The following is an 11,331-nucleotide window of genomic DNA, read 5'->3' on the forward strand; positions in this document are numbered from 1 at the left end:
GAAAAGTGCAAGATTTTGGCTAATGGTGTCTCAAAATCAATTGCATTTTTCTTTGTCGGATTTGGAAAATTGAGGATATCGATATCCAAACAGTTAAAACTGTTCCCTGTTCCCTGTTCCCTGTTCCCTGTTCCCTGCCCTCACAGACAACTTTTTCAGCAAGCCCTATAATGTAATATTAAGAATCATAAATATTCTTTGCTAATTTAACATAGCAGGGATGTTTATAATTGATACCTTTTGATTTTAGCATTTTGTATGAGTAATGATAAATTAGTTATGAACTGGCAACAACTAACCACACCAGATGTAATTGGTGATACAAACTCCAATTTATTCGGGGAAATTGTGCAAGAGACCGTTGCTTTAACCCGTCGTCTGTTTATTCAACTGCAACGACGACCTTCCAGCCTGATAGCAGGGATTATTCAGCCGGTAATGTGGTTAGTTTTATTTGGGGCGTTATTCCAAAATGCTCCCAAAGGTTTATTTGGTAGTACGTCAAATTACGGTCAATTTCTCGCAGCAGGTGTAATAGTATTTACCGCTTTTGCCGGGGCTTTAAATGCCGGTTTACCCGTCATGTTTGACAGAGAATTTGGCTTTTTAAATCGCTTACTGGTTGCACCCTTAGGCTCACGCTTTTCAATTGTGTTTGCATCTGCTATCTTTATTATTAGCCAAAGCTTACTACAAGCGGCGGTAATTGTGGCAGCAGCGGCATTTTTAGGGGCTGGTTTACCTGATTTTACCGGATTATGTGCGATCGCTCTGATTGTCTTTTTACTGGCCTTGGGTGTCACCGCTATTTCTCTGGGTTTAGCCTTTGCGTTACCCGGACACATTGAACTGATAGCCGTAATTTTTGTTACTAATCTTCCCTTATTATTTGCCAGTACAGCCTTAGCCCCTTTATCCTTTATGCCCGGTTGGTTGCAGGTTATCGCTACCCTCAACCCTCTCAGCTACGCAATTGAACCGATTCGCTACTTATATCTACATAGCAGTTGGGGATTAAATAATATAGTCATGCACGCCTTCTGGGGTGATGTTACCTTTGGGTCTGCATTATTAGTCTTACTAGGTTTTGCCCTCTTTGCTTTACTTAGTATTCAATCCCAAATACGTCGAAGTCTTGCTTAAGCTAAAAAGCAAAATTAGGAGGGGAAATTTCATGAAAAGATCATTTTTAGCAATTCACAAAATTATTGCCATCACTATTGCCAGTTTTAGTGCTGCTATAGTCACCTTAGGACCGGCCTTAGCTAATCCTAACCAACCCTTTAGCAGTTTGGAAAGTGATCGCAATAGTAACCCTTTATCTGGTAATAGCTCAGATTTTAATATGTTCAACCTGATTCATCAAGCACAAATGGGGACTATCCAATGGAACGCCCAAGAACAGAATCAACAATTAGATCAAGCAGCAACAGCATTTAAAGCAGCACAACAGAAACGGCTTCAGAGTCAACCAAAACAAAACCCAAGTGCATCAGAATTGCCTTTAAAAACCCTACCATCATCAGACAAATAAAACCTGAAGCCGGAAAAAATCCTCCTCAACCTCTTAACTCTGTGTCCTCTGTGCCTCTGTGGTTAGATAATAAATTACCTTTTACCCAAGAGACACAGAACCCAGAGGAAAAAAACTCAATGCTGTTGATTACCCAAGTTTTGCTAAGACATCACTAGCGTGGGTAGAAGTGTTAACAGAAGCATCAACATCAATAATTTTGCCATTACCATCAATGATGTAAGTAACACGCTTGGCATAACCACCACCATCAACATCATAAGCTGTAATGATGCTTTTATCGGTATCAGCCAATAAAGGGAAATTTAGACTATACTTCTGGGTGAAAGCTTGATGACCAGCTTCATCATCAGCACTCACACCTAACACTACGATACCTTTGCTTATATATTCTGATTGAGCATCGCGGAAACTGCAAGCTTGTTTAGTGCAGCCCGGTGTGTCATCTTTGGGATAAAAGTAGAGAACCACTGTTTTACCAGCAAAATCAGACAATGAAACTGTGTTACCGTTAGTATCTTTAGTGGTAAATGCAGGTGCGTCTGTACCAACTGCTAGAGGCATAATTCACCTTATCCTGTTTAAGAAATATTCATGCAATCAAGATTTTACAATAATTTACAATATTTAAATAACCTGATTATCCAATATGTTCCTCCAGAAGTATTTATTTTCAAAGCCTTGACAAAAAGCCCAATTTAGAGTAACAAAAAATGCCTGCTGTGGATTCTCCAAACCTCAAACCCCTAGTTTATACTAAGGAAGCACTAAAAAGAGCGGAGCGATCGCTAATTTGTTCGCCCTTCAACCTGAATTTATTTGTCGCCATGACTAGTCAAAGCATCCAATTGGGTGCTATAGCAATGGATAAAGGAGTTAAGCAAAATTACACCAAGCGACCATTATCAGAATTAAGCTGTGAAAACGCCTTAGCCTGGTTAATTGATGTAGGCGTATTGCGACGAGAAGTTGACGGACAGGGAATTACAGACAGTTTTCGCCTAACGCCCCTTGGTCATCAATTAATCGGAAAGTTAAAAAATCACAATCTTCCTCATGCTACACTGAGCGATCGCTGGCATAATTTTATCACCCGTTGGTTACGCTTACCCTTTTAACTAACTTAATTGTGGTTAAAACTCTTGTATGGTAGGCATCCCGGCTGCCATACTTATACAACTTTAAAAAATAACAGTTTATTTACTGATGCACTACCGAATCTAAAAATACTAAATAGTAGTTAAAAATGAAATCAATTATGGTAGTGGGAACAACATCCCACGCGGGAAAATCACTAATAACCACGGCTATTTGTCGGATTCTTTCCCGGCGCGGGTTGCGAGTAGCCCCCTTTAAAGGTCAAAATATGGCTTTAAATGCCTATGTTACCGCCAGTGGGGGAGAAATTGGCTATGCCCAAGCAGTACAAGCCTGGGCTGCGGGAGTAGCACCCCTAGTAGAAATGAATCCAATTTTACTCAAACCTCAAGGGAATATGACATCCCAAATCATTCTCAAAGGTAAAGCCATAGGTACAGTCAGCGCCACAGACTACTATGAACAATATTTTGAACTCGGTTGGCAGACTGTTCAAGAATGTCTACAATACCTATCAACGGAGTTTGAATGCTTAGTTTGTGAAGGTGCGGGTAGTCCCGCAGAAATTAATCTCAAACATCGGGATTTAACTAATATGCGGGTTGCTAAACACTTAAATGCACCTACATTATTAGTAGTAGATATTGACAGAGGTGGAGCTTTTGCTCATGTGGTGGGAACATTAGAACTATTAGATCCAGATGAACGCGCCTTGATTAAAGGCGTAGTCATTAACAAATTTCGGGGACAAAGATCAATTCTCGAACCCGGAATTAAATGGTTAGAAGCACGGACAGGTATACCTGTTGTCGGTGTTGTTCCCTATTTAGAGCAGATTTTCCCCGCAGAAGACTCCCTAGATTTATTGGAACGCAAACCCGCAAAAGCTACAACTGAACTGAATATTGCAGTGGTTCGTTTACCCAGAATTGCCAATTTTACCGATTTTGACCCCCTAGAATCAGAACCATCAGTAACAGTAAAATACTTACATCCAAAGCAAGATTTAGGATATCCAGATGCAGTAATTATACCAGGAACAAAAACCTCCATCGCTGATTTAATCGTCTTACAAAAAAGCGGTATGGCGGAAGCAATTCAAAATTACGCAGCTTCTGGTGGCACGGTTTTAGGAATTTGTGGCGGTTTCCAAATGTTAGGACAGACTATACTAGACCCAGAAGGAATGGAAGGACCAGACGGCAAATATCCAGGGTTAAATTTATTACCAATAAAAACAGTAATTACAGGTCAAAAAATTGCCCGTCAGCGTCAAGTTACCTCCAATTATCCCCAAGCGGGTTTACCTGTCACAGGCTTTGAAATTCACCAAGGGCGTACACGCATAGAAAACCCCGGAGATCAAAAATCCTGTCAACCTCTATTTGATGATGTTAATTTAGGGTTAGTAGATAGTTGTCAATCAGTTTGGGGAACTTATCTGCATGGAATTTTTGATAATGGACCTTGGCGACGCGCTTGGTTAAATCGTCTTCGTAAACAACGGGGTTTGATATCTTTACCCACAGGTGTAGCCAACTACAAAGAACAGCGAGAACAGCTTTTAGAATCTTTAGCGAATCACATTGAAGAACACTTAGATTTAGCACCGTTTATATAAATCAAAATTTCGGGTTGGCTGGGTACAATTAACTCATTCCCAGACTCAAGCTGGGAATGACCACTACATAATACACCTATACCACCTCAGCTATCAAAATCTTAAACTTTGCGCCTTTGCTCCTTTATATCTTTGCGCGAAACATAATCATGATACATAAACAATTTAAACCATTCTCTCCTTTCATCTCCCTATTTTCCTTTTCTATCATGGATCGCTATTTGGCGCTCCAACTACTGCCACCATTTTTATTTGGTGTCGGTGCATTTACTTCTGTAGTTTTAGCAATTGATAGTTTATTTGAATTATTAAGAAAAGTTGTAGAATCTGGTTTACCACTTAACATCGCTTTAGAAGTTTTCTTATTAAAGCTACCTTATGTCATGGTTTATTCTTTTCCCATGTCCACTTTGTTAGCTACTTTAATGACTTATAGTCGTCTTTCCAGCGAAAGTGAATTAATTGCACTACGTGGCTGTGGTGTTAGTGTTTATCGGATGGTTTTAACTGCTGTAGTGTTAAGTTTTGCAGTTACGATCATGACTTATATATTTAATGAACAAATTGCTCCAGCCGCAAATTATCGAGCTACTGTTACCCTAGAAGCAGCACTGAAATCAGATCAACCTTCTTTTAAACAACAAAATATTTATTATCCTGAATATCGAGAAATTAACGAAGCAAATGGGAGCAAAAATAAAATACTTTCTCGCCTATTTTATGCTGATCAATTTGATGGTAAACAAATGAAGGGTTTAACAATTATAGACCGTTCTCGCGGCGGAGTTAATCAAATTGTTATTTCTGAATCAGCTAAATGGAACGGTAAAAAACAAGTTTGGGATTTTTATAATGGGACTATTTATTTAATAGCAACTGATCAATCATATCGGAATATCTTACGATTTGAACATCAGCAATTACAACTACCTCGCACACCTTTAACTTTAGCGGAAAATAGCCGGGATTATGGGGAAATGAATATTTCCCAAGCTTTAGAACAATTAGAAATCGAACGTTTGGGTGGTAATGATCAAAAAATTCGCAAATTACAAGTGCGAATTCAACAAAAAATCGCTTTTCCCTTTGTTTGCGTCATTTTTGGTTTAGTTGGCTCAGTTATGGGCAGTATACCTCAACGTACTGGAAGAGGAACAAGTTTTGGTATTAGTGTGATTGTCATTTTCAGTTATTACCTACTATTATCCGTCTCTGGAGCTTTAGCACAGGCTGGTATTCTTTCTCCTCTAATCGGTGCATGGCTACCCAATTTATTTGGATTAGGGACAGGTTTATTTCTATTAGTGCGCGTAGCTGGCAGATAAATGTTGATGATTAAAATAATGATTAAGAAATATTAACTTAATTAATAACTTTTGCTAAATTTATTTGACATATCAGTTTAACTTATTAAATACTGTAAATATAGGGCTGCTTGCAGATGATCCCGATTATTTGGTTACTAAACATAAAAATCCCTAATTTGATAGAATTTCAACTATGGAAGCTTTATTTTGCCTATCACCCCGCTATCGTCTAGATGATGAATCACCTTGGTTAGAAGGAATTGATCCTAGTCGTCATTACTGGATTGCGGTGAATGGAGATAAAAAAGCAACAGTGGCCATCCCCGGACTCTTAGTATCTTCTATAACTGAATTTAAACAAGTTATCCGTCAGTTTCGCTCTCTCCAACCCGGTGAAATGATGAGTTTGGCGAGAATTTCCAGCGTTTCTATAATTCACTGTATTTCTCCTAACTGCTATGGTCTAGAATCAAAAATTAACGATGCTGCTGTATGGCATCTTTTTGATCAGGAAACCTTAGATAGCTTGTTAATGACAGCACATCCAGATTGGCAGTGTTCACAGTCTGATATCGAACTAGGTAGAAAATTGCTATTCCGTTCTTTAGCTCAAGCAGCTGCTGCTAAAGGCTAAGGGAGATCAATTGTATATTCTTTATCGGGTGGCCGTAAGCATAGCAAATCTTGGGGTGAGGCTAAAAGCTTGATTTTAGCTTCGATGATTTGTTTATTTTGGTTGAGAATGAATAACCACAGGACATTGACACCACACCAAGAAGTTTCCGCTTTACCTGTCACCTGAATTTGAGTATGATGCTCTGGTAAATTCTCACTTATTCCTTGTTGCGGATAGGCTTTGATATCTTGCGCTTCTTTGTCAAGATAAGAAGCGATCGCATCTAGTCCGATAATAGCAGATTCAAATGGTGGATACATAATACCATCCTCCGCAAATAAAGCAGCGGTTTGTGTAAATTCCCCAGCATTTAAAGTAGTAAAGTAATTTAAAATTGTTGTTTCTGTGACTCCTGAAATCTCAAGTCTCCTTGGTGGTGAGAATTTAGCAACGGTCATATATTTACCTGTATTAATTTAGATTAGAAATAAACCACAAAGGCGCGAAGGACGCGAAGGAAGAAATACAAGATTAAAAAAAATGGGTTTAGGCTAAGAAAAAAGTGATATTACGCAACTGACTATTTATGGATATTATTGTGACAGTTGCGTAACTTCTAAAATGGGTAAATATTGAGTTTATGAGGATATAGAAATTTTGGCGTTGCTGAATTGGAGTATGATTTTTGGAGGTAGAGACGTTCCATGGAACGTCTCTACAAGGATCTTGAATGTATGCAGTATCATTTTCATCCCTAAAATCAGCAACACCGAAATTTTTAAATCCCTTGTGGGGAATTTAAAATCCAAAATCTAAAATCCAAAATCCAAAATCTAATCAGCTAGGGGGTCTACACCCATATCTGAGACTACTTTTCGCAAAACAGTAATTTGTTGACCAAAATCTAATTCTTTTAAGGTTTCTAAAACTCGTGAACCGTCACGGGACAGTTGATAACCGGCTGGTACGGGAATAACAAAGCCTTTCACCATTAATTCCGATAATTCGTACCAGAAGGCCAACTTGGTGTTGACGCTGAGAATACCATAGGCACGGGAAATGGGGGTATTTCTTTGAGCAGCCAAGTCGCGCATGACTTCTAACTGCTCTGGGTGAGACATTTGTTTAATTTGATTTAAAAGACCTTCCGCTAATTGCAAACGCGCTGCACCTGTGGCAGCTGGTGTAATAGAGCGACCCATTTCTGTATAGGCATACCACAGCACTGCTAATTGGTCATCTAGGCTCAGGGATTTAAATACAGCAATAGTCGCAGGGATAGCGTCGGTGGTTTTATAGTTAAAAGCTCCAGAAAATCTGGTTGAAGCTGAATCAGAAGTGAATGTCATAATTTCTCCAAGGTCTATGAATTAAGTCAGGAGGTTCATCACTCTGGGTTGCTTGACCTCTTCCATCCCATATTGCATTATTTCTTAACAAATTGCAAATAAAATTTACATATATGTGTAATCAGGAATAGTAAACTAGGGGATCATAGCCTGGCCTGATAATATACTGATCATCCCCTTTCTCTTTGCTAAATTTCCCATAAGAAAAATGAATGAATGTACATCAATTAACAGCATAGTGGTGAAAGCAAAGGCCAAAGAGTTGGGATTTCATGAGGTGGGAATTGCTGCTGTGGCTGATTTAGAAGCGACAGAAATACAAAAATTGAGAGATTGGCTAAAAATGGGTTATCACGCTGATATGGAATGGATGAAAAATCCCCGGCGTGAGAATATTAGTTCAGTTATGCCGGAAGTGCGATCGCTTGTATCTGTAGCATTAAATTATTATACTCCCCATCCACGTCCCCAGGGGGATGAATACGGAAAAATTTCTCGCTATGGCTGGGGTCGGGATTATCATAGAGTCATGCACAAAAAGCTGAAGGAATTGGCTAGTTGGCTAGAATCTCTGGGTACGGATATAAAAGCGCGTTATTATGCAGATACAGGACCAATCCAAGATAAACTTTGGGCGCAAAAAGCTGGGATTGGTTGGATTGCTAAAAATGGGAATGTTATTACCAGGAAATATGGTTCTTGGGTGTTTTTAGGAGAAGTGTTAACTAACCTAGAGTTGGAAAAGGATCAGCCGAGTACGCAACATTGCGGAAATTGTACTCGTTGTTTACAAGCTTGTCCCACAGGTGCAATTACTGAACCCTTTGTAGTAGATGCTAATCGCTGCATTGCCTATCATACCATAGAGAATCGGGATCAAGAGCTACCAGCAGACATTAAACCTCATTTACAAGGATGGGTAGCAGGTTGCGATATTTGTCAAGATGTTTGTCCTTGGAATCAGCGGTTTGCTCAAGTGACTGATGTAACTGATTTTCATCCCTATCCTGAAAATTTGCACCCCAAGCTGGTAGAATTGGCACAAATATCAGATGAGGAGTGGGATAAAAGATTCACGGCGTCAGCCTTGCGACGCATTAAACCAGAAATGTTACGACGTAATGCTCGCGCTAATCTTGACGTATCCAGGCATAATAATGACCCAGAAAGTAATAATTTTTGATTTTGATGGGACGATTGCTGATACAGTAGATGCTCTTGTAACTATTGCCAATCGTTTAGCTGGAGAATTTGGATATATTCCGATCAATTCCCAAGAATTAGCACTACTGAGAAACTTACCAGCCAGAGAGATTATTAAATATTCTGGTGTTTCACTATTCAAAATCCCTTTTCTTGTCAAAAAAGTAAAAGGAGAATTAAAGCATAAAATCCACGAATTGCAACTTATTAATGGAATTAAAGCCGCATTAGTAGAACTTCATGATCAAGGTTATCACCTGGGAATTATTACTTCTAACTCTCAAGAAAATGTGCATGAATTTCTCAAGTGTCATAAGTTGGATCACTTGTTTGACTTTATTTATTCAGGAGTAACTATTTTTGGCAAAACCACAATTATTAATAATGTCTTGCGTCAAAAACAGTTTAAACCCGAGGCGGTGATTTATGTAGGAGATGAAACTAGAGATGTGGAATCCGCTAAAAAGGCGAATATTAAGGTAATTGCGGTCAGTTGGGGGTTTAATTCTTCTGAAGCATTAGGTAAACAAAACCCAGATTTTTTAATTCATGATCCTAGTGAATTAGTGAGTGTGATTAAAAATTGGGCTTTGATCAAGTAAATAATTTTTTTGACGTAGAGGCGCTACAGACCCGCAGAACAAGAGTTTGAGAAGATTTTTACTGTAGAGATGTTAGCAGTAACATCTCTATTTTTTGTCTATTCTTCTAAATCAATTTCTTCTTCCTCTTCAATGTCATGGGGTTGGGTGACGGAATTGGCGGAAACTACTGCACCTTTATCTAGTTTTTCCAGAACTTGTTCTTTAACTTTGGCTACAAAGTCTGGTTTTTCTTCTAAGTATTTAATGGCGTTATCTCTACCTTGGGAAATGTTTTCACCATTGTAGCTATACCAAGCACCTTTACGCAAAAGAACTCCAGTTTCTTCGGCTATATCTACTAAACAACCCAGGGTAGAAATTCCTTTACCAAAGATAATATCAAATTCGGCAATTCGGAAAGGTGGTGCAACTTTATTTTTAGCTACTTTGACTTTGACGCGGTTGCCAAATTCATCTGTACCTTTTTTCAAGGTTTGAATTCTGCGAATATCCAAGCGTACAGAAGCGTAAAATTTCAGCGCATTACCACCCGTTGTGGTTTCTGGACTACCATAGGTGACACCGATTTTTTGCCGCAACTGGTTAATGAAAATAACTGTGCATCCAGATTTACCGATATTACCAGTTATTTTACGTAATGCTTGGCTCATTAAGCGAGCTTGTAACCCAACGTGAATATCACCCATATCTCCTTCAATTTCGGCGCGGGGGACTAGGGCTGCGACGGAGTCAATAACGACAATATCAACCGCCGCAGAACGCACAAGTTGATCAACTATTTCTAAGGCTGATTCGCCGGTGTCTGGTTGGGAAACAAGCAAGTTTTCAATATCTACACCCAATGCGGCGGCGTAAGTTGGATCTAGGGCGTGTTCCGCGTCTACAAATGCCGCAATACCCCCATTTCTCTGGACTTCTGCCAAAGCATGGAGAGCAACGGTAGTTTTACCAGAACTTTCTGGTCCGTAGATCTCAATTATCCGTCCTTTGGGTAAACCCCCTCCCAAGGCTAAATCTAGGGTAAGCGCACCGGTAGATATTGTTTCTACCTTCATGCGGGTAGCATCACCCAGGCGCATAATTGCTCCTTTACCGAAGCTACGCTCAATTTGTCCAAGTACGATATTTAACGCTTTTTGCTTGCCAGAAGTCTCGGTATTAGCTGCCATTCTTGCCTCTAAAGTATAGGATTTTTCAAAATTGCTGGGACGGGAGTTTTAATAGAACGAATATACTATCTTAACCGCAAAGTGTGCGAATAGGAACGTCGATTAAATAGCTTGGCCAAGATTCTAACGCGATCGCTACAAAATTATAGCATTTTGGATTTGAGATTTGGGATTTGGGTTAATCAACAGATTGCAACACACTGATCAACAATAGTAGTAGTTTCAAAATATGTAGTTTATGTAGTTATGGAACGAGTGATCAAAAGTGGTACGGGTTGGCGCTTAGGTTGGAACCCAGATGCAGTACAATTCAAAGGATTAGTTGGTACGGAAGATTGGGCGATTGAATTAACCGAAGCAGAATTAAATGAATTTTTTCGCCTTTTGCATCAGCTTGCAGATACTATGAAGCATCTAGCTACAGAATTAATGGAGGAAGAAAAAATTGCCTGTGAAGCGGAAAGTGATTTATTATGGATGGAGGTAGAAGGTTATCCCCAATCCTACAATCTCCGCTTTATCCTGAATACAGGACGGGGTACAGAGGGTAAATGGGAAGCTTCTGCCGTGTCTGGTTTGTTGCAAGCAATAGGAATGCTAAAAGTTTTTTGAACAAACCCTTGCTATTTTCCCTAACCTTGTGATATACTAGTCAGAGTGACTTGATTGGTTTTAGATTCACAAATTTGGCATGATCCCCACTCCAAAAGTCTAAAATCTCACGTTCATGGTCACGGGGCGTAGCGCAGCTTGGTAGCGCGCCACTTTGGGGTAGTGGAGGTCGTGGGTTCGAATCCCGCCGCTCCGATTTATTTATAGAATTGCTAAT

At 39.4% G+C, this 11,331-nt stretch carries 13 protein-coding genes and 1 tRNA gene; 10 read left to right on the forward strand and 4 right to left on the reverse strand.

Annotated features, from left to right (window positions below):
• The first annotated feature begins 258 nt into the window (after positions 1-258).
• Together ACIR310F_RS0113210 and ACIR310F_RS0113215 are read left to right on the forward strand one after the other, a co-directional pair.
• Positions 259-1,143, forward strand: coding sequence for an ABC transporter permease (locus ACIR310F_RS0113210; RefSeq protein ID WP_028084234.1), 885 nt, complete (start codon positions 259-261; stop codon positions 1,141-1,143).
• 31 nt (positions 1,144-1,174) lie between these two features.
• Positions 1,175-1,534: a hypothetical protein gene (locus ACIR310F_RS0113215; protein ID WP_028084235.1), complete on the forward strand. Its 360-nt coding sequence runs from the start codon at positions 1,175-1,177 to the stop codon at positions 1,532-1,534.
• Positions 1,535-1,663: 129 nt separating this feature from the next.
• Here the strand turns inward: ACIR310F_RS0113215 and ACIR310F_RS0113220 are convergent, their stop codons facing one another.
• The gene (locus ACIR310F_RS0113220; protein ID WP_028084236.1) at positions 1,664-2,098 is read right to left on the reverse strand and encodes a peroxiredoxin; all 435 of its coding nucleotides are present in this window, start codon (positions 2,096-2,098) and stop codon (positions 1,664-1,666) included.
• Positions 2,099-2,247: 149 nt separating this feature from the next.
• Between ACIR310F_RS0113220 and ACIR310F_RS0113225 the strand changes: the two genes are divergently transcribed.
• The 4 genes from ACIR310F_RS0113225 (at position 2,248) to ACIR310F_RS0113240 (ending at position 6,194) form a co-directional block, all read left to right on the forward strand.
• A complete protein-coding gene (locus tag ACIR310F_RS0113225) occupies positions 2,248-2,652 on the forward strand; it encodes an Npun_F0494 family protein (protein WP_028084237.1) in 405 nt (134 codons plus the stop codon).
• A gap of 128 nt (positions 2,653-2,780) precedes the next feature.
• A complete protein-coding gene (gene cobQ, locus ACIR310F_RS0113230; RefSeq protein ID WP_028084238.1) occupies positions 2,781-4,253 on the forward strand; it encodes a cobyric acid synthase CobQ in 1,473 nt (490 codons plus the stop codon).
• A 209-nt stretch (positions 4,254-4,462) separates the two neighbouring features.
• A complete protein-coding gene (locus ACIR310F_RS0113235; protein WP_028090266.1) occupies positions 4,463-5,578 on the forward strand; it encodes an LptF/LptG family permease in 1,116 nt (371 codons plus the stop codon).
• 175 nt (positions 5,579-5,753) lie between these two features.
• A complete protein-coding gene (locus ACIR310F_RS0113240) occupies positions 5,754-6,194 on the forward strand; it encodes a hypothetical protein (protein ID WP_028084240.1) in 441 nt (146 codons plus the stop codon).
• Here the strand turns inward: ACIR310F_RS0113240 and ACIR310F_RS0113245 are convergent.
• Positions 6,191-6,634 (reverse strand): ketosteroid isomerase family protein, encoded by a 444-nt coding sequence (locus tag ACIR310F_RS0113245; protein ID WP_028084241.1) that lies wholly within the window; start codon positions 6,632-6,634, stop codon positions 6,191-6,193. The genes ACIR310F_RS0113240 and ACIR310F_RS0113245 overlap by 4 nt on opposite strands.
• 375 nt (positions 6,635-7,009) lie before the next feature.
• On the reverse strand, positions 7,010-7,525 hold the full coding sequence (locus tag ACIR310F_RS0113250; RefSeq protein ID WP_028084242.1) for an orange carotenoid protein N-terminal domain-containing protein: 516 nt from the start codon (positions 7,523-7,525) through the stop codon (positions 7,010-7,012).
• A gap of 208 nt (positions 7,526-7,733) precedes the next feature.
• Here ACIR310F_RS0113250 and queG point away from each other — a divergent pair, with 208 nt between their 5' ends.
• Both queG and ACIR310F_RS0113260 read left to right on the forward strand, forming a co-directional pair.
• Positions 7,734-8,708 carry a tRNA epoxyqueuosine(34) reductase QueG gene (queG, locus tag ACIR310F_RS0113255; RefSeq protein WP_028084243.1) on the forward strand — a complete coding sequence of 325 codons (975 nt, stop codon included), beginning with the start codon at positions 7,734-7,736 and terminating at the stop codon, positions 8,706-8,708.
• Positions 8,683-9,330, forward strand: coding sequence for an HAD-IA family hydrolase (locus ACIR310F_RS0113260; RefSeq protein WP_028084244.1), 648 nt, complete (start codon positions 8,683-8,685; stop codon positions 9,328-9,330). The genes queG and ACIR310F_RS0113260 overlap by 26 nt, the downstream gene beginning before the upstream one ends.
• Before the next feature lie 98 nt (positions 9,331-9,428).
• Here the strand turns inward: ACIR310F_RS0113260 and recA are convergent, their stop codons facing one another.
• Positions 9,429-10,502, reverse strand: a complete 1,074-nt coding sequence (gene recA, locus ACIR310F_RS0113265; RefSeq protein ID WP_028084245.1) for a recombinase RecA — start codon at positions 10,500-10,502, stop codon at positions 9,429-9,431.
• A 246-nt stretch (positions 10,503-10,748) separates the two neighbouring features.
• On the opposite strand from recA, the gene ACIR310F_RS0113270 reads away from it, so the two are divergent.
• Together ACIR310F_RS0113270 and ACIR310F_RS0113275 are read left to right on the forward strand one after the other, a co-directional pair.
• A complete protein-coding gene (locus tag ACIR310F_RS0113270) occupies positions 10,749-11,114 on the forward strand; it encodes a DUF1818 family protein (RefSeq protein ID WP_028084246.1) in 366 nt (121 codons plus the stop codon).
• 122 nt (positions 11,115-11,236) lie between these two features.
• Positions 11,237-11,310 (forward strand) — tRNA-Pro (locus tag ACIR310F_RS0113275).
• Positions 11,311-11,331: the final 21 nt, after the last annotated feature.

The organism is Dolichospermum circinale AWQC310F, assembly GCF_000426925.1.
Lineage (GTDB): Bacteria > Cyanobacteriota > Cyanobacteriia > Cyanobacteriales > Nostocaceae > Dolichospermum > Dolichospermum circinale.